We start from the raw sequence: 17,980 nt of genomic DNA on the forward strand, positions 1-17,980 counted from the left end.
GGAGTCTTAACTTTGAGGACTCATAAATCGCCTAAGAATCACGGCGAACAACAGCGTGAGCGAAGGAGATGAGCGCTTCTTTTGCTGTTGAATCAGGCAAGGGTTTGAGCGCATCTACTGCATCATCAGCCCATTGGCATGCAATGCTCCACGCTCGTGCCGTAACAGGGTGGGCAGATAATGCTTGCACCGCCTGTGCTAAGGCTTCATCACTGGAAAGATCCCCACGAATCATCTCAAGGACCTCTTGTGCAGAGCGGTCTTCACGTTCAGCTTCTTGCTCAAGCAAAATGGTCGGTAAAGTGGGAACACCTTCTCGTAAATCTGTTCCTGGAGTTTTACCAGACTTTTTACCTTCGCCAGTAATATCGAGCACGTCGTCAGCTAGCTGGAAAGCAACACCAACGAGTTCTCCGTATCGTGCAAGAACCTGAATAGTGGATTCTGGGGCTTCAGAGAGAATACCGCCATATGAACCAGCTGCAGCAATGAGAGACCCTGTTTTACCTTCAATGACTTTGATGTAGTGACTGAGGATATCTTCATCTGGTTCTGGGCCAAGAGTTTCAAAGAGTTGCCCAAGGACAAGACGCTCAAAGGTTTGAGATTGAACAGCCATGGGGCGAGCGCCAAGATCACTGACAATCAGAGAGGCACGAGAGAAGATGAGGTCTCCGGTAAGGATTGCTACGGAGTTACCCCAGATATTTTGTGCAGTATCTACTCCGCGACGTTTGGGGGCGTCGTCCATGACGTCGTCGTGATAGAGGGTTGCAAGATGTGTGAGTTCAACGACGACTGCGGCGTCAAGGACTTTGTCGTTGATTCCACCACCGGCGGCAGCTGCCAAGAGTGTCAGTAGGGGTCTGATACGTTTTCCGCCAGCGTTGAGGAGGTGTCGTGAGGTAACGTCTGCGATACGGGAAGTTTGTGTTACGGCTTTAGAGAGGCGTTGTTCAATGTCGTTGAGGGATTCGAGAATTTGAGGTCCGAGGTGCTCATCTTGGGCGATGATGTCGAAGCCTTTGGGGAGGCTGTAGGCGATGTCGTTGAACAGGTCGTTTACCATGCTAGGCTCGCAGGTGTTCGTCTCGGGGGACTTATTTTGGTCTGTCACGGTAGGTAGTCTCTTTTTTCTCACGGGGTGTTATTTCTCAATAGTAAAGCCTCGACCGGGTTTAAAACCACGGTGTATAGCTACGATGCCACCGCTGAGATTGCGGTACTTTACGTTTTCCCATCCGGCTGTTATAAATTCTTGTGCAAGTTCGTCTTGTGTAGGCCACGCCAATATAGATTCTGCGAGATAAACATAAGATTCGGGGTTAGAAGAGATGACTCGTGCAACCGGTGGAATGGCTCGCATAATGTATTTTTGGTAGATGGTTCGGAAGGGTTTCCATGTGGGTGTTGAGAATTCGAGGAGGACGATTCTGCCGCCGGGCTTGGTGACTCGGTAGAGCTCTTGTAGTGCCCGCTGATATTGGGCGACGTTGCGTAATCCGTATGACATGGTGACAGCGTCGAATGATTCGTCATCGAAGGGTAGTTGAGTGACGTCTGCTTGCATAAAGCAGATGTCGGGTCGACGGCGACGTCCTACGGCAAGCATTCCTTCTGAGAGGTCTGCTGCGATGACTTCTGCTCCACGGTCAGCGAGAGGCTCGGAGGAGGTGCCGGTACCTGCTGCGATATCGAGTATTTTTTGTCCTGGTGCAACGTTGAGTGCAGCGACTGTTTGTTTTCGCCAGTAGATGTGTTGACCTAGGGATGCGATGCCGTTCATGAGGTCGTAGCGGTCGGCAACGCCATCGAACATTGCGGCAATATCTGCTGTTTTTTTATCAAGGTCTGCTCGGTTCACATCTGCTATTGTTTCATGGTTTCGTTGAAAGCTCATCTCGGCACTCGTATGTTCTTGCTAAAGGACTGAAAAAACCTTGCTGTTGCGTTAGTCTCGACACATTCCCCACTATTGCATGTTTTTACACTACTATGCATAATTTTGCGTTAGGATGTTTAACACCGTTGAGCACACACCATGCATAACGCGTCAACCGACAACAGCTTGCCTCAAGGAACACACCATGAAAAAGACACTCTCCACCACAGCCACCATCCTCGCACTCACCGCCCTAACACTCACCGGATGCCAATCCACACACTCAACCACCGCAGAAGGTGACCCAAAACTCGTTACCAGCGGTGAACTCACGGTATGCACCAACAGCCCCTATAAACCCTTCGAGTTCGAACAAGACGGAAAAATTGTTGGATACGATATGGATATTGCACAAGCCATTGCCGACAAGCTCAAACTCAAACTCAACATCTCTAACACTGGATTTGAAGGGCTTGACTCAGGCGTAGCACTCTCTTCCGGACAATGCGATATCGCCATCTCCGGCATTACCAAAACCGAAGAACGAGCCACCAAAATGAGCTTCACCGAACCATACCTCAACGACAACCTCGGTATTCTCGTCCCCAAAGATTCGACAATCACCAACTCCGGTGACCTCAAAGGCCAAAAAGTTGCAGTACAACAAGCAACATCTGGAGAAGAATATGCAAACAAACATCAAGCAGACACCGTCCAATATGAAGACGCAGCGTTGATGATTCAAGCTCTACAAACAGGTCAGGCACAAGCTGTCATTGCCAATATCTCCGTCATTTCTCAAGCACTCACTTCAGACAACTCTCTAAAAGTCGCAGAAGAAATTAACACTCACGAAGAAATTGCTGCAGCGGTCGCCACCGACAACCAAAAACTTCTCGACGAAGCAAATGATGTTATCACCACTCTCAAAGACAACGGTGAACTAGCCAAACTTCAAGAAAAATGGCTCGGAGTCTCCACCCAAAAGTAGCCCGCGAACCACACCATATTCTAAGCGGTGCTCTCAGGCACCTCACTCTCTAACGCACGGGGAATAAAGGACATTCCATGGCATTGACCTTACGTCAAAAACAAACCTATAGCAGATACGCTCAATATGCAGCACTAGCAATCATCGTTTTAGTGCTCATTGCCTTAGCAGACTGGCATACCCTCTACAAACAAGTTTTCAACCCAACTGTTATCGCAGAACAATTTCCGTCGGTCATCACCGTGGCGCTCAAAAATACTATTATTTATACGGCGCTAGGGTTTAGCTTAGGGCTATCACTAGGTATCGTTTTAGCACTGATGAAAATATCATCTATCGCTCCTTACCGTTGGATAGCATCAATTTATATTGAACTTTTCCGCGGTATACCAGCACTATTAGTATTCCTCGCCTTCGGGTACGGCATTCCCCTCGCATTCCACGTAAGGTTTAACAGCTATATCACCATCATGTTGGCATTAGGAATTGTTTCTGCAGCATACATTGGTGAAGTACTCAGAGCAGGGCTACAAGCAGTGCCCAGCGGACAATACGAAGCAGCACGCTCTCTTGGAATGTCCCACCCCCGTGCAATGGTCACCATTATCATCCCCCAAGCCTTCCGCATCGTACTGCCCCCGTTAACAAACGAAATCATCCTCCTAACTAAAGACTCTTCGCTGGTTTATCTCCTTGGCATGTCTATCTCAGAATACGAATTAGCAAAATTTGGGCGTGAAGGTCTCTCTGCAGCAAACGCGGGACTTACCCCTCTCGTGGTCGCAGGATTCTGCTACCTATTGATTACTATTCCTTTAGGTTTCCTTGCACGCTATTTTGAATCTCGTTTCAACACCACAACACGACGCTAACTCGTATCGAAAGATTACTATGACGACCCAACACCCCGCATCATCAGTTCATATCTCTGACCTGCACAAATCCTATGGCGCTGTAGAAGTCCTCAAAGGCATCAACCTTGAGGTTCACCCCGGAGAAGTTCTCTGCCTCATTGGCCCTTCAGGCTCTGGTAAATCAACGCTATTACGATGCGTTAACCTTCTCGAAACTCCTGAACAAGGAACCATCGTTGTTGCTGGGCACAACGTCTTGAGTCCAGACGTTGATATCAACGCACTACGACAAACAGTTGGCATGGTTTTTCAGCAATTCAACCTTTTCCCTCATCTGACAGTCCTTGAAAATTGTACTGTTGCACAGCAAAAAGTTCTTAAACGAGACAAACAACAGGCCAAGGACATCGCACTTAAAAACCTTGAAAAAGTTGGTCTGGCAGATAAAGCACAGCGATACCCCGAGCAATTATCCGGTGGGCAACAGCAACGAGTCGCTATTGCTAGGGCCCTCTCGATGAACCCTCAGCTCATACTCTTTGACGAACCCACCTCAGCTTTGGACCCCGAAACCGTCGGCGAAGTACTCACCATCATGCGAGAACTTGCTGAAGAAGGTATGACGATGATGGTCGTAACCCACGAGATGGACTTTGCACGAGATGTTGCGGACCGCGTCATCTTTATGGATCAAGGTGTAGTCGTCGAAGAAGGCCCAGCCTCACAGGTTATTGGCGCTCCACAGCAAGAGAGAACCCAAGACTTCTTATCTCGTGTTCTTCACCCGACGCAGGCTCGCCCTCAATAACGATAAGAAAGAGCCGCTGCTGAATCTTATAGCTGTTCGGCGGGAACCTGAACTTTTGGGTCAGGGTTCTCGCCGGTCAGCATAATGACCATCACTGTTGCTGAAGTATCGGCATCTACTTGGTGAAGAAGGTGATCCGTCAGATGGATCACCTGCCCGGGAGATAATGTGCGGGTCTGCCCACGAACAGTAAAGCGTACGTGCCCTTTGAGTACTTGCACAATAATAGGGTGAACGCTGTGGTGTTCTTTCCAACGTTGTCCCGGTGCTAGCTCAAGAAGCGTCACACTAGCACCTTGGGCATCCACAATTTTTTGCGCTCTCCCCTTATGTTCTGACGGTTGCAGTAATTCTGTTAGTCCGTTGAAGAAGAGGGCTTGCCCTTGATGTGTTCCTGCCATGAGTCCTCCACATGATGGATAGTGACGCTCATTCCTTCGGGAAGTTGATAAGCATGAGCGAGGTCTTCGAGTCGAACACGATGAGGTGTTCTAAAGAATCGTTCTACGGTGTGAGCATACGCAGAATCTTGCGCAAGCGTTCCGTGTTCAAGGGTTGCGAAAATACCGCCCCCACAATCGTCAAGAACGTCAATATGCAGCCGAGGAGTTAGCTCGTGTGGGCCGATGTTTAAAGAGGACGCGTCATAGAGATAGGTTAAATCTCCGCAGATAAGGCGCACGGGGTCAGCAGATTCAGAGGACGAATACTCGGTATCTCTCCCGTACCCACCCAGAGAAATACCGCTTGCAGTAGCGACCATTCCGTCAATTCCAGCTAATCCACGAGAGGCGTACACGCGGGGTGCGTGCGACTTACTCGGTGCAATAAGGTCGAGGTCACGAATAATATTTGAAGAACCACAAACAAGGATTTCATGATGTTCGAGAGCATTTTCCCACGCTTCGAGTGCTAAAGACATTCCGCTTAGCCGTTGGTCAGATTCTCCGGTATGGCGGTAGCTTTCAAGGTCTTTTATGAGTCGCTGACGAAACTCTCTGCCAGATTCTTTCCACCGATACAGCCAACTTTGAGAGCTATGAACGGTTTGCCCGACACCGTACCCTGAGAACTCTGCTAGCTCCATCAAGGTTGTGCAGATTGTCTCATCACGTTTTTTGGGTTCACACCAGCTAACAGGCTCGTTCATATATACGGCCCGTTGAACGTCTTGACGATGAAGCAACGCAGCGATTTGACGGGTCAGAGTCGGGTGCCCGAAGAGAACGACGCGTTCTATTTCTTCACTTAATGAGCTTTCAAGGACCTTCGGGTATGCCTCAATAGCTGTTTCGCCATAGCGGGCTTGTGAAGATGGTTCAGCCAGCAGAGGCAAGGAAAGCTTTCTCGCAAATTGTTCAGCAATAGGGCCAGCCCCGTCTCCTGCAATCACAACTGTTTTATAGGAGTTGTGTGGTCGATAATCTTCTGACAGGAAAGATTCTAGGGTGGTGTCGTTGCGCGGGATAGAGATATATTCTTGACGTTTTTTGAGGCTGTTAGCCCATTGAGTCAAAAGTGGCGCACTACCGGCAGGTGGAGTCAGCGGAGTATCAAAGCAAAGGTTGATATGCGCCGGCCCGATAGGGGTGTTAGAGGAGTGATTCCAATTTTCTGGGTCTCGTCCACTGAGCACGGCAAGAACTTCTGAGAATTGTTGAGTTTGTTCTCCCGCCGGCGACTCTGGATATGAGGTGAGGTCTGCTTGTGCTCGTACAAATGAGGTAAAAATACCGGGCTGGTAGGTGGTTTGGTTAGCGCCAGTACCACGCAGCTGTTGAGGCCTGTCTGCTGTTAACGCGAGGAGAGGAATTCCGCTATGGAAAGCTTCCATCATTGCAGGGAGCAGTTCTCCTACTGCCGTTCCTGATGTTGTGACGATACCGACTGGGCGTTGTGTTGCTTTCGCTATTCCTAACGCGAGGAAGCTGGCGCTTCGTTCGTCAAGGCGGATATGGGCACGCAGAATGTTCTCTTGTTCGAGGGCAGCAATAGCATAGGCAAGGGGAGCGCTACGTGAGCCTGGGCAGAGTACGATATGTTCCATGCCAGCGCGAACGAGCGAGTCGAGAACAGAAATTGCGCTGATAAGCGATTCTGGGATGGGAGCATTGTCGTCAGCTGAAGTCACGTTGCTATTCTACTGTCTCTAGTGAGAGTGCGCGAAAAGTTGAGTTTTTATGGAGAATATTGTGGAGTGATTGATGCGTAGAAAGGTTTTTAATCTACATGAGGGGTGCTTTATTAAAGTTCCTTTACTTTAATAAAGCACCCCTCATCATGCATTAAAGTGCTCGTGATAATGTTGCCATTATTGCCTTATGAAGAGGCAGTTTTGGCTGTTACCGCAGAGTAGTCATAATAGAGGTCCCAGCGTTCTTCTTCAGTGAGTTCAGGGGTCATGAAAATCTGTTTGAAATTCTTGACGAGTTTGGTGCTTACTGAGTGTGATTTTATGGTTTTAGGGGAAGACTGTAATAGAAACATTTTCTTTACCTCTAATATCGTGGTTGACGCATTGGCGCTGGTATTTGGGGGCATCCAACTTCGAATGCGTCCAAGACCTCTTTGCCGTGAAGCATTTATCTTGCGAAAACCACAGTAACACAATTATGCCCCCACCTGTAGACCTCTATGGGGACAAAAGTGTCAGATTTTGCAAATATGAGACTGTTTTTGTCCCCCATTTATAAGATTTTGTTGCAATCTTAAAGAAAACAAAAAGCCTTCACCTGCCATCTTGAGCATTCACATCTTTCAGATTAGAGCTAAAACATCAACATCAAGACACCTTGACGAAAAATATCAGACAGATAAATAAAATACTGTAGCTATTAAAAACAAGGATTTTTTATCTTTTATACATCATCAAAATAAACACCCAAAAAATATGGTGACTTTATTCACATCATTGTCATATAAGACGCCATTGGGTCACAAACGTTCCTCTATCACCCGATAACAAGCACGAACTCTCTCATGCCACCAACGACGGGTATCATCATCCACCAGCACAGAAGAAACGAGTCTCTCGTCCACCTCAACATCACGCACAGGAATTATCCCGTCACGAGCACATAATGAATCCCGCGTAACATCAGCAGACATTAAAGACACTGTCCCCAACCCACAACCAAAAGGAAGCTCCGGCAAAGAAGCCGCCAACGCAACGCCAGAACGAATCCCCACAGAACTTTCTAAAGCCGAAGAGACCACCACAGGCAACCCAGCCTGCTCACAAATATTGAGGGCACGTCGCACGCCGCCCAAAGGAGCCGCCTTAAGAATCAAAACATCAGCAGCGCCACGCTCCGCTACATACAAAGGATCCTGTGCCTTACGCACCGACTCATCAGCAGCGATGAGCGCACTAATACCAGCTGCCTTCAAACGATCACGTAGAAGCACCAACTCATCCACCGACGCAACAGGCTGTTCCACATACAACAGCTCAAACTCTTCAAGACGTTGTATTGCCTCAAACGCTTCCTCAAGGGTCCAACCACCGTTAGCGTCAACTTTTAAACGCGCATCAGGAGCATACCGGTGTACAGCACTAACTCGTGCAATGTCCTCAGCTAAGCTCTGCCCTCGCTCCGCAACCTTGATTTTGACCTCACGAATATCACCCTGATAACGTTCCAGAACACTAGGAACCTGCTCAGCATCCACCGCAGGAAGAGTCGAATTGACCGGAATAACAGAACGTATCGGCTCAGGAAAACCTAACCACGCAGACTCTAAAGCCGAAGCCAACCAATGCGCAGATTCCTCTGGTGGGTACTCCACAAATGGTGCAAACTCACCCCAGCCAGACTCCCCCTCAAACAACATTGTCTGACGGAAATGAACACCTCTAAACTTCACCCGCATCGGTATCTGCACCACAACACTATGAGCAAGCACCTCCGAAAGTTGTGGCAACGTATCCATCTTCCATAAAGACGATAAAGAGGGTTCCATAAAGCTCACTTCTTATACCAAAGACAACAGTTCCGTATCCCCCATCATAGCTAATCGCCGACAACCATAATCTAACTCGTACAAGCACCAAGGCCTGCCATCAGATGCCCCATCGACCACCAAGTATTCCGATAAACCCTCACCTAGGAACAGGCTTTATGAAACGCACACCATTTTGTCAGGAAAACTTCAAAACTTTCTGCAACAATAATGGTGGTTCTCAAATACCTTGACCACACCGTAGACCAGCAGAAAGGCAGTTCACGCACTCTTATGCACAGAGAAGAACAGCCCCGCCAACCGCATCATGGCGATCAGATAACTCAGGTTCTACCAACCACCCCAGTACCACAGCACTCCAAAGAACAATCCCCCGCCCTCAACACATCAGCACTCAGAGAACTCACACCCAGCAACCTACGGCGCACACGCCCCACATTCTGGGCAATGGTGCAACATCTTTTTGTATTCATTCTTCTAGGTAGTGCACTCATTGGATTTTTTTACTTCTTCATCAAAACCAGAATTGGCCAACGCTTAGACGAAATTTCTTTTACAGAGTTTTCCTACCAACTCACCGATTACCAGCAACCTACCGAAAGAATACTTAACTTCATTCCAACCGTTGCCGCAATCAGCGCTGTCATCGGGCTATTCTTCGTCATTATCTGGAAACATCGTTTTGTACCTTCGCTGATAGGTCTTAGCATTGCCATCTGTTCCTATATCTCAGCATATCTACTCAAATACCATCTCATCACCAAACCGGATTATGGCATCCAAGAAGCGGTCCTCAACTCTGCCCCGTCAGGGCATACCACCGTTGCGGCAGCCGCGGGTTCTGCCCTTTTCTTAGCGGCGCCTAAAAAACTTCGTCCGCTCGTGGCTTTAATCTCTGCAATCCTCACAACAGCCACAGGATTTTCTACCATCGTCAACGGTTGGCATCGACCAGCAGACGTCATCACAGCGGTGCTCTTGGTATCCCTCTGGACGGTGATTGGTCTAGCAATTCTACGTTTTGTCCGTTCCGAAGAACTTGATATGAGCAACACTCAACGTAGTGGGCTCATTCTTATCCCCTTATTAAATATTGCCGGGTTTTTCCTCGGGTTCTGTTCTTTGGCGCTCTACGCTATCACGATCTATTCGCCATTTCCCGGCTGTGCTCTCAGTGCCGCAACCTGCATGATTCTCACCGTCATCTCTTTTAGCACTTCATGGCTTGTTGCACTTTTAAGACCGCAGAATAAAGTACGCTCACCCTATTACACTAAAGTCTGGACTTACTAAAATAGGTGGGGTGGTACAGAACATTAGAGTTCTGTACCACCCCACCTATTTGAGCTATATGCTCAAGGACTATAAGCTACGACCGGTCGTAATAGGTCCGGTTAGACCACTTGGGTGGTCATCAAAAGTCACTTGGCTCAAACCTCGACCTTTATCTTCTTGGTTTTCTAACCACTTCATACGGTCAAGAAGAATACGAGTTGCCCCGCCAGAATACGGTAGCTGGTACATTGCGGCAGTAGCCACGCCAGCACTCGTATTTAAGGCAGAACCTTTAATACGGTCAATTGCATCTTGCATGGTATCTGCCATACGAACAATAAAGGTACGTTCTACGGGGATACCATGGCCGGGAACAAATACTCGATATCTATCAAGCTCAGCTAAATGACGCAGAGTCGATACCCATAGTTGCGGGTAAGAGTCGTCAAAAGCGGGGTCAGAACCTTGTTCTACGACGTCTCCGGTGAAGAGAACGTCATCTACACCGACCAACACGTCCGAATCAGTATGTGCCAGTCCCAAATAGAAGAGTGTTACTGCACGATCACCTAACTCAACTCGAGTAAATGAAGCGCGGGTTCCGTCTCCCGGTAAGAGTCGTTGAGGAACCACAAGATGCGTATTAGGTCCTTCTTGATGAGCCATCTCTGGTTCAAGAACTTCAACATATGAACGCTGTAGATTGCCATAAAGTTCAATAGCTCGTGCAGCTCGAGGGTGCGCCCAAAAATCTTGTGCACCATCAGCCTCAAAAACAGCGTTTCCCATAAAACGGTCAAAATGAGCGTGTGTGCTCACAATCGTCAGAGGAAGTTCGGTAATGCGTCGAACAGCACGCAGAATCTCTGCTCCCTGACGGGGGCCTGCTCCCGTATCGATGAGCATAGCTTTTTCCGCACCGACGATGAGACCCGAGTTCAGACGGTAATTATCCGTGCTGATAAGGTACACACCATCTGATATTTCATTTGTACGTGCCATGTGTTCTACGGTACTTGCAATATGCTATATATGCTGTGTTCTATACCGATAAAATGCCATGTCGCAATACATCTCACAGCATTTTATGAGGCTTTGCCCCCAATTGTTCATAAGACAGATACGATATAGACCGTGATAGACTTCGGCAATTTTCCTTCAACAGGTACAACATCAACGCCCCCTATACGCGGACGGTACGCTCCTTCCCCCTCTGGAGATTTACATTTAGGGAACTTGCGAACCGCTCTTTTAGCGTGGCTTATGGCTCATAGCCAAGGCGGAGATATGGTCATGCGTGTCGAAGACCTTGATCGTGTTCGTGAAGGAGCTGCTCAACGACAGCTACACGACCTTGCTCAATTGGGTATTACCTATACCGGTGAGGTGCTTTACCAGTCCACACGCCAAGAGGCATATCTTCAAGCGGTTGAAAAGCTTAAAGAACAGCATCTGGTCTATGAGTGTTTTTGTACTCGTAAAGAAATTCAGCAAGCAACCACTGCTCCGCATGCTGCCCCAGGGGCTTACCCCGGAACATGTCGCTCCATCTCAGATGATGAGCGTGCTGCCCGACGAGAGGTGCGTACCCCCGCATTGAGGTTACGTTCTCAATGCTCTCAATATACGGTTCATGACTTTTTTTACGGAGAATACACAGGTGTAGTTGATGATTTTGTCTTAGTGCGCAACGATGGAACTATTGCATATAACCTAGCGGTAGTAATTGACGACGATTTTCAAGGGGTAACGCAGGTTGTTCGAGGTGATGATTTACTTCCTTCAGCCCCACGACAGGCGTATCTTGCGCAGCTTTTAGGATATTCTCCTGTGCAGTACGCACACGTTCCTTTAGCGCTCAATAGTGCCGGTCAGCGCCTTGCAAAACGAGATGGCGCTGTTACTGTCTCAGAGTTATATCACCAAGGTGTGAGCATCGATGAGATTGGACGACTCATTGCTTCTTCTATTCCGCTTCCGCGGTTAGACCCTCAGCATGGTGGTCTTTTGCCAAAGAATGCTTCAGAGATGCTCACAGTATTTTCCCCCCAGCTGATACGTCAGCAGCCCTGGGTTGTTATTGACCCGTTTGTGAAAGGATAGTGGTATTGGCTAAGTTCACCGTAGATGCCCTAGCAGCAAAAATTCCCTCTGAGCACCGCGGAACTGCTGCTCTAGCTCTCGTGATGCTCGGCTCAATCAGTCTGCAAGTGTCTACCGCTTTCGCTTCAGACCTTTTCCAGCATTTCACACCCATTGCGGTCACGGGAATGCGTATGGCGGTTGCGGCAGTCATTCTCTTTTTGATTGTTCGCCCTAACCCATTTGCGCTTAAAGCTTCTGACTGGCCACAAGTGTTGTTATACGGTCTTGTTGTTTCGCTCATGACCGGAAGTTTTTATATGGCGGTTAGCTATATTCCATTAGGAATTGCAGTAACCGTCGAATATCTAGGCGCTTTTGCTATTTCCCTTTTAGGTGTTAAACGTGTTCGAGATAGTTTCATCTCTCTAGGTGCATTAATTGGTGTTGCGCTTATTGCTGGGCCTACTTTTGAAAGTAGCCATCTTATTGGCTATCTTTTTGCGGTGATGAGTGCAACGTGCATGGGTGGGTACACGTTCTTATCTGCTCATCTTGGCACTAAAGGTTCTCCTGCGGTAAGTGGGCTCAAAGGCTTATCTCTATCTATTTGTTTCTCAGCGTTGTTATTGACTCCGTGGTCTGCTCCGTCATTTTCACGAGTAGATCTCAATGGCTGGTTCTTATTGGTCATGGTTGGCTTCCTTGGCGTTGTCGTAACGTATTCCTTTGATGCAATTGCTGGTCGTATTACCTCACCGGCGGTTATTGGTGTGTTGTTTAGTTTGGATCCGGTGAATGGCGCAATTATTGGGACGCTTCTTTTGGGTCAGGTACTGTCTATTTGGGCGTATGTTGGCATCGTCTTAATTGCGTGTTCTGGTGCGTTATTGGTCTGGCAGACGAATAAGTCAGCTATTAGGATTTCGGCTAATACTGCGATACTTGATGTGGTGGTTTCTACTCGTACTCAGCAGTTGCCAGTGATTAGTAAAGACCTCAAATAGGTCTAGGTTGTTCGAAGAGTAGGGTCAACGCGCTGACTTTTGGCAAGGGGTCAGCGCGTTTTCTCATATACTAAAAATAAGTTTTTCTTAAATGTTCTATTCGGTTATTCTTAACAGTAAATTTGACCCGAACACCTACAGGTGAACTGTTAACCACTCAGGTCTACCGCTATTATTACGTACATCACATACCCAATTCTCTAGGGGGCTCCTCAATGAGCAACACTACATTCCAGATTGCCGCGCTGGTCATCTACTTCGCCGGCATGATAGCCATCGGGCTCTGGGCAAAAACTAAAAACAACAACCTCGATGATTACGTCCTCGGCGGCAGATCCCTCTCCCCTACCACCGCCGCACTCTCCGCAGGTGCATCCGACATGTCAGGATGGCTCCTCATGGGTCTACCCGGCGCACTATACGTCGCAGGACTAGCAGAAGCATGGATTGCCATCGGACTAACCATCGGCGCATGGATCAACTGGAAAGTTGTCGCACCACGACTACGTAGCTACACCGAAATCTCTCGAAACTCCGTTACCGTACCAGTCTTCTTCCACAACAGACTACGAGACAACACCAAACTCCTACGTATCATCTCATCCCTCATCATCCTCATCTTCTTCACCTTCTACGCATCCTCCGGCATGGTAGCAGGCGGAAAGTTCTTCGCTTCATCCTTCGGGCTAGACTTCCATATCGGCATGCTGCTCATCGCAGGAATTACCGTCCTCTACACACTCTTTGGTGGATTCCTCGGCGCATCCTACACCGACATGGTTCAAGGATTCCTCATGCTAGGTGCGCTCATCCTCATGCCTATCTTGGCACTATTCTATGTAGGCGGTCCTAGCGGAGCATACGAAACCATTTCAGCGGTCAACCCCACCGCACTTTCACTCTTCGCAGGAACATCTTTCATCGGAATCCTCTCCGCATCAGCATGGGGTCTAGGATACTTTGGGCAGCCACACATTATCGTGCGCTTCATGGCACTACGCACCCCGAAAGACGCAATCGCAGGACGACGTATCGGCATCGGCTGGATGGTTCTCACCGTCATCGGAGCCTGCTCATCAGGACTTATCGGTATCGCATACTTTGCAAAACACCCTGATGCAGCACTCACCGACGCCAAAAACGCAGAATCTGTATTCCTCGATATGTCACAGATACTGCTACCTTCTTTCGTCTCAGGTTTCATTCTTGCAGCAGTACTCGCCGCAATCATGTCAACCCTCTCCTCACAGCTCGTTGTCTGCTCTTCAGCCCTTGCCGAAGACCTCTACGGAGTCGTCACACAAAAACCACTCGAAGCAGCAAAAGGACTATGGCTCGGACGCATGGGTGTACTCGTTGTCTCTATCATTGCAGCAATACTCGCGTGGAACCCCAATAGCTCCATCCTCGAACTAGTATCCTTCGCATGGGCAGGATTCGGTGCAGCCTTCGGCCCCATCGTCTTACTGTCTCTCTTCTGGAAAAAACTCACCAACTGGGGAGCTATTGCCGGACTCATCGCAGGAACTATCACCGTGTTTATTTGGGGAAACAACGAAGCTCTCTCCAGCACTTTCTACGAAATTGCTCCAGGTTTCATCGTTAACCTCGTATTTGCGGTAGTCATCTCCTACGCAACATACTCACCCAACCCAGAGATTGAACAAGAGTTTGACGCCGCAGCATTAGCAGCAAAGAACTAAAACTTCTCACCATACAGCTCAGGCGGGTACCACTAAACACCAGTGGTATCCGCCTGAGCTGTTCTTTGTCCTTCATCTTCCAGCCAAGATACAGAACGCAACGGTAGACTAAACCCATGACCTATACACTGCCCGAAACCGTATCTGATATTTTTGACCCTCAACAATGGCGCACCGTCGAAGGCTTCGAAGATTGCACTGACATCACCTACCATCGACAAGTACTCCGTGACGACAACGGCAACTACATCAAAGACCTCCCCGCCGTACGTATCGCGTTCAACCGGCCAGAAGTACGCAACGCTTTTCGCCCACACACCGTTGATGAACTTTACCGCGCACTCGACCACGCTCGCATGACTTCTAGCGTCGGAACGGTACTCCTAACCGGAAATGGCCCCTCCTCCAAAGACGGCGGTTGGGCATTCTGCTCCGGCGGTGACCAACGTATCCGCGGACGTGACGGCTACCATTACGCCGATGGCGACACCGCAGAAAGTATCGACCCAGCACGCGCAGGACGACTCCACATCCTCGAAGTTCAACGACTCATCCGCACCATGCCCAAAGTGGTTATTGCCCTCGTCTCAGGGTGGGCTGCCGGCGGAGGACATTCCCTCCACGTCGTTGCAGACCTCACCATCGCATCCGAAGAATACGGTAAGTTCAAACAGACTGACGCTACCGTCGGATCGTTCGACGCCGGCTATGGTTCGGCTCTACTCGCACGTCAAATCGGACAAAAAAATGCTCGTGAAATTTTCTTCCTCGCACGAGAATACAACGCTCAAAGAATGTACGAGATGGGTGCAGTCAATGAAGTTGTACCCCACCAAGAGCTAGAACGTAAAGGGCTAGAATATGCAGCGCATATTGCTCGACAATCCCCCCAAGCTATTCGTATGCTCAAGTTTGCGTTCAACCTTCCCGACGACGGTCTGCTCGGACAACAAGTCTTCGCAGGAGAAGCTACCCGCCTAGCCTATATGACCGACGAAGCGGTAGAAGGACGAGATGCATTCCTAGAAAAGCGTGAACCACGATGGGAAGAGTACCCTTACTACTTCTAATCTGATACCTCAATGGAGGCTCTGTCACTGCTCTGTGAGGGGCAGAGCCTCCGTTGAGGTCTTCTTATATCAACACGCGTAGAAAGCATTGTAGAGAACACCCTATGACCAACCGTTTTGACCCGTCACGTTTAAAACCGTTTTATCTGCCGCACCCCGATATCTCACAATCTCTACATTTAGATGCACAGCGTCCACAAGCACATTCACCAGCAGATATCATCCAGTTCTTTGAAAAATTCTTCAGCATAGAACCTCAGAATCCAGAAGATATTGCGCTTTTAGTGGGCACATCAGGCTCCACAGGAACACCTAAAACCACGATGCTCAGTCGTGCAGCCTTATTACATTCTGCTCAAGCAACAGCTGAAGCAACCGGTAGCCAGTATTCACAATGGTTGTTATGTTTGCCCGTGCACTACATTGCCGGAGCACAGGTACTCGTTCGCTCCGTCCTCAATGGAACCTCCCCCATCGTAACCAATTCCATCAGATACAACACACGATTTAGCAGTGAAGATTTTCTGAACAGTGCACGCTCAATGACAGCCGAGAAAAAGATGGTGTCACTTGTACCAACCCAGTTACAACAGCTTCTTGATGATGTACAACGGTTTCCAGAGCTCCTTGAACTCTTACAAGGGTTCTGCGGTATTCTTCTAGGCGGCGCACCAGCTTCTATCGCGTTACGTGAACAAGCGCAAAAGTATCAGCTTAAGATATTCACCACCTATGGAAGTGCAGAAACAGCGGGCGGTTGCGTCTATAACGGTCGTGCTCTGTCATCAACTCAGCTTCGTATCGAAACACAGCATCCAGAAGATACGGTAGGCAGAATCTGGTTAGGCGGCAAACATATTGCACACGGGTATCTTGACCAACCACAGCGTACCGCGCAACATTTTTGGTGCGATAACAACGGAACACGATGGTACCGCACCGACGACATTGGCTCTTTATCACAAGGGTTTTTAGAGGTTCACGGTCGAGCCGATGACATCATCATTAGCGGTGGAGTAAAAATTTCGCCCGCACCTATTGCACAATGTTTAGAATCTCATCCTGCGGTCGTTTCTGCTTTTGTTTTTCCAGTTCCTCACCGACGATGGGGGCAAGCAGTAGGGTGCGTCGTTTACGCCCCTGAAGAATCACCGGCACGATTATCTCCCCAATTGCAGCAGTTATGCCAGAATCTAGAACCTGCACAGCGTCCTAAATATCTTCGTGTCATCAATAGTTTGCCATTACTTCCTACGGGCAAGCCGGATAGAGGCGCCCTATATGACCTATTGCGTGAAGAATAAGGTCAATAACTTTTTCTTCACCAAGGATTGCAGAAGAACAACTCCTGTTTCGTTCAGTATGAGAGAATGAGAGGTGCTTTAGCACCACTAGATGTTGTACCGCAAGAAAGGAATAATACGTGGCTACTCCGGCTCAATGGATTGAGGGGGCGCGTCTACGCACCTTGCCGCTAGCTGTGGCACCCATTATTGCCGGTTCAGTTGCAGCGTTTGAATTAGGAAAGTTTGACCCGTTCAGAGCTTTTCTTGCTTTTCTTGTCGCCTTTTTTCTCCAAGTAGGCGTCAACTATGCCAATGATTATTCAGATGGTATCAAAGGAACAGATGAGATAAGAGTTGGACCATTACGTCTGGTAGGTTCAGGTGTAGCGAAACCGAGCCATGTTAAATACGCGGCTTTTAGTTGTTTTGCGTTATCTATGATTGCTGGATTCTACCTTGTATTCCTCGCGCAACAATGGTGGTTTTTAGCTATTGGAGCATCAGCTGTCTTTGCAGCATGGGGATATACCGGAGGTAAACGCCCCTATGGGTATATGGGGTTAGGAGACCTCTACGTTTTTATCTATTTTGGTCTTGTTGCTACAGTTGGTACGCTCTTTACCCAAAGCGCCCATTTAAGTACTACCGGCTGGGTGAGCGCAATATCTATTGGATTATTCTCTTGCGCATTATTGATGGCCAATAATATCCGCGATATCCCAACCGATAAAGAAAGCGGAAAATATACTCTAGCTGTACGTTTTGGGCAGAAGTGGTCGCGCAGAATCTATGTTCTTGAGATGCTCTGTGCCCTAGCTATTACTCTCATACTCGTACCAGAAAACCCTTGGTACATGCTGGTTTTTATTCTCATCGGGCCGGTACTTCACTCATGTTTTGTGGTACTAGCTCCGACTCACGGCAAAGAGCTCATCCCTGTACTCAAACAAGCTGGGCTCGTTACTCTTGCATATAGCCTGCTTCTGGTACTTGCTGCTTATTTAGGAACCCTCGATATATTCACCGTAGAAGCACCCACCTTTACCGGTTTCTAATATG

The 17,980-nt window shown here is 48.5% G+C and carries 17 protein-coding genes; 10 read left to right on the forward strand and 7 right to left on the reverse strand.

Annotated features, from left to right (window positions below; translation table 11 throughout):
- Nucleotides 1-31: 31 nt before the first annotated feature.
- Nucleotides 32-1,069, reverse strand: coding sequence for a polyprenyl synthetase family protein (locus ACN081_RS00055; protein ID WP_419102825.1), 1,038 nt, complete (start codon nt 1,067-1,069; stop codon nt 32-34).
- Between the two features lie 78 nt (nt 1,070-1,147).
- A complete protein-coding gene (locus ACN081_RS00060) occupies nt 1,148-1,900 on the reverse strand; it encodes a demethylmenaquinone methyltransferase (RefSeq protein WP_419102613.1) in 753 nt (250 codons plus the stop codon).
- 187 nt (nt 1,901-2,087) lie between these two features.
- Between ACN081_RS00060 and ACN081_RS00065 the strand changes: the two genes are divergently transcribed.
- The 3 genes from ACN081_RS00065 to ACN081_RS00075 all read left to right on the forward strand — a co-directional run bounded on the left by ACN081_RS00065 (nt 2,088) and on the right by ACN081_RS00075 (nt 4,535).
- A complete protein-coding gene (locus ACN081_RS00065; protein WP_419106575.1) occupies nt 2,088-2,873 on the forward strand; it encodes a transporter substrate-binding domain-containing protein in 786 nt (261 codons plus the stop codon).
- A 77-nt stretch (nt 2,874-2,950) separates the two neighbouring features.
- Nucleotides 2,951-3,745 carry an amino acid ABC transporter permease gene (locus tag ACN081_RS00070; RefSeq protein WP_419102615.1) on the forward strand — a complete coding sequence of 265 codons (795 nt, stop codon included), beginning with the start codon at nt 2,951-2,953 and terminating at the stop codon, nt 3,743-3,745.
- A gap of 19 nt (nt 3,746-3,764) precedes the next feature.
- The gene (locus ACN081_RS00075) at nt 3,765-4,535 is read left to right on the forward strand and encodes an amino acid ABC transporter ATP-binding protein (protein WP_419102616.1); all 771 of its coding nucleotides are present in this window, start codon (nt 3,765-3,767) and stop codon (nt 4,533-4,535) included.
- A 26-nt stretch (nt 4,536-4,561) separates the two neighbouring features.
- Here the strand turns inward: ACN081_RS00075 and ACN081_RS00080 are convergent, their stop codons facing one another.
- The 4 genes from ACN081_RS00080 to ACN081_RS00095 form a co-directional block, all read right to left on the reverse strand.
- Entirely contained in the window at nt 4,562-4,936 is a 375-nt protein-coding gene (locus tag ACN081_RS00080) for a cupin domain-containing protein (RefSeq protein WP_419102617.1), read from the reverse strand.
- Nucleotides 4,891-6,666 carry a 2-succinyl-5-enolpyruvyl-6-hydroxy-3-cyclohexene-1-carboxylic-acid synthase gene (gene menD, locus ACN081_RS00085; protein WP_419106576.1) on the reverse strand — a complete coding sequence of 592 codons (1,776 nt, stop codon included), beginning with the start codon at nt 6,664-6,666 and terminating at the stop codon, nt 4,891-4,893. Before menD ends, ACN081_RS00080 begins: the two co-directional genes overlap by 46 nt.
- Before the next feature lie 188 nt (nt 6,667-6,854).
- Complete coding sequence (locus tag ACN081_RS00090; protein ID WP_419102619.1) at nt 6,855-7,022, reverse strand: hypothetical protein; 168 nt, start codon at nt 7,020-7,022, stop codon at nt 6,855-6,857.
- Between the two features lie 447 nt (nt 7,023-7,469).
- Complete coding sequence (locus ACN081_RS00095) at nt 7,470-8,498, reverse strand: o-succinylbenzoate synthase (protein ID WP_419106577.1); 1,029 nt, start codon at nt 8,496-8,498, stop codon at nt 7,470-7,472.
- A gap of 210 nt (nt 8,499-8,708) precedes the next feature.
- On the opposite strand from ACN081_RS00095, the gene ACN081_RS00100 reads away from it, so the two are divergent.
- On the forward strand, nt 8,709-9,791 hold the full coding sequence (locus ACN081_RS00100; protein WP_419106578.1) for a phosphatase PAP2 family protein: 1,083 nt from the start codon (nt 8,709-8,711) through the stop codon (nt 9,789-9,791).
- Nucleotides 9,792-9,860: 69 nt separating this feature from the next.
- Here the strand turns inward: ACN081_RS00100 and ACN081_RS00105 are convergent, their stop codons facing one another.
- A complete protein-coding gene (locus ACN081_RS00105) occupies nt 9,861-10,775 on the reverse strand; it encodes an MBL fold metallo-hydrolase (RefSeq protein WP_419102622.1) in 915 nt (304 codons plus the stop codon).
- A gap of 132 nt (nt 10,776-10,907) precedes the next feature.
- Between ACN081_RS00105 and gluQRS the strand changes: the two genes are divergently transcribed.
- The 6 genes from gluQRS to ACN081_RS00135 all read left to right on the forward strand — a co-directional run bounded on the left by gluQRS (nt 10,908) and on the right by ACN081_RS00135 (nt 17,976).
- The gene (gene gluQRS, locus ACN081_RS00110; protein ID WP_419102623.1) at nt 10,908-11,876 is read left to right on the forward strand and encodes a tRNA glutamyl-Q(34) synthetase GluQRS; all 969 of its coding nucleotides are present in this window, start codon (nt 10,908-10,910) and stop codon (nt 11,874-11,876) included.
- A gap of 5 nt (nt 11,877-11,881) precedes the next feature.
- Nucleotides 11,882-12,862 carry an EamA family transporter gene (locus ACN081_RS00115; RefSeq protein ID WP_419102624.1) on the forward strand — a complete coding sequence of 327 codons (981 nt, stop codon included), beginning with the start codon at nt 11,882-11,884 and terminating at the stop codon, nt 12,860-12,862.
- Nucleotides 12,863-13,077: 215 nt separating this feature from the next.
- The gene (putP, locus tag ACN081_RS00120) at nt 13,078-14,565 is read left to right on the forward strand and encodes a sodium/proline symporter PutP (protein WP_419106579.1); all 1,488 of its coding nucleotides are present in this window, start codon (nt 13,078-13,080) and stop codon (nt 14,563-14,565) included.
- Between the two features lie 116 nt (nt 14,566-14,681).
- Entirely contained in the window at nt 14,682-15,635 is a 954-nt protein-coding gene (locus ACN081_RS00125; protein ID WP_419102626.1) for a 1,4-dihydroxy-2-naphthoyl-CoA synthase, read from the forward strand.
- Between the two features lie 104 nt (nt 15,636-15,739).
- Entirely contained in the window at nt 15,740-16,939 is a 1,200-nt protein-coding gene (locus tag ACN081_RS00130) for an AMP-binding protein (RefSeq protein ID WP_419106580.1), read from the forward strand.
- A 119-nt stretch (nt 16,940-17,058) separates the two neighbouring features.
- On the forward strand, nt 17,059-17,976 hold the full coding sequence (locus ACN081_RS00135; RefSeq protein ID WP_419102628.1) for a 1,4-dihydroxy-2-naphthoate polyprenyltransferase: 918 nt from the start codon (nt 17,059-17,061) through the stop codon (nt 17,974-17,976).
- The last annotated feature ends 4 nt before the right edge of the window (nt 17,977-17,980 follow it).

It is taken from the genome of Rothia sp. P13129, assembly GCF_048512865.1.
In the GTDB taxonomy this organism is placed as follows: domain Bacteria; phylum Actinomycetota; class Actinomycetes; order Actinomycetales; family Micrococcaceae; genus Rothia.

Coding starts and splice junctions, on each gene's coding strand:
- ACN081_RS00055 (WP_419102825.1), bottom strand. CDS start 1,069: ATGGTAAACGACCTGTTCAACGACATCGCCTACAGCCTCCCCAAAGGC.
- ACN081_RS00060 (WP_419102613.1), bottom strand. CDS start 1,900: ATGAGCTTTCAACGAAACCATGAAACAATAGCAGATGTGAACCGAGCA.
- ACN081_RS00065 (WP_419106575.1), top strand. CDS start 2,088: ATGAAAAAGACACTCTCCACCACAGCCACCATCCTCGCACTCACCGCC.
- ACN081_RS00070 (WP_419102615.1), top strand. CDS start 2,951: ATGGCATTGACCTTACGTCAAAAACAAACCTATAGCAGATACGCTCAA.
- ACN081_RS00075 (WP_419102616.1), top strand. CDS start 3,765: ATGACGACCCAACACCCCGCATCATCAGTTCATATCTCTGACCTGCAC.
- ACN081_RS00080 (WP_419102617.1), bottom strand. CDS start 4,936: ATGGCAGGAACACATCAAGGGCAAGCCCTCTTCTTCAACGGACTAACA.
- ACN081_RS00090 (WP_419102619.1), bottom strand. CDS start 7,022: ATGTTTCTATTACAGTCTTCCCCTAAAACCATAAAATCACACTCAGTA.
- ACN081_RS00095 (WP_419106577.1), bottom strand. CDS start 8,498: ATGGAACCCTCTTTATCGTCTTTATGGAAGATGGATACGTTGCCACAA.
- ACN081_RS00100 (WP_419106578.1), top strand. CDS start 8,709: ATGGTGGTTCTCAAATACCTTGACCACACCGTAGACCAGCAGAAAGGC.
- ACN081_RS00105 (WP_419102622.1), bottom strand. CDS start 10,775: ATGGCACGTACAAATGAAATATCAGATGGTGTGTACCTTATCAGCACG.
- putP (WP_419106579.1), top strand. CDS start 13,078: ATGAGCAACACTACATTCCAGATTGCCGCGCTGGTCATCTACTTCGCC.
- ACN081_RS00125 (WP_419102626.1), top strand. CDS start 14,682: ATGACCTATACACTGCCCGAAACCGTATCTGATATTTTTGACCCTCAA.
- ACN081_RS00130 (WP_419106580.1), top strand. CDS start 15,740: ATGACCAACCGTTTTGACCCGTCACGTTTAAAACCGTTTTATCTGCCG.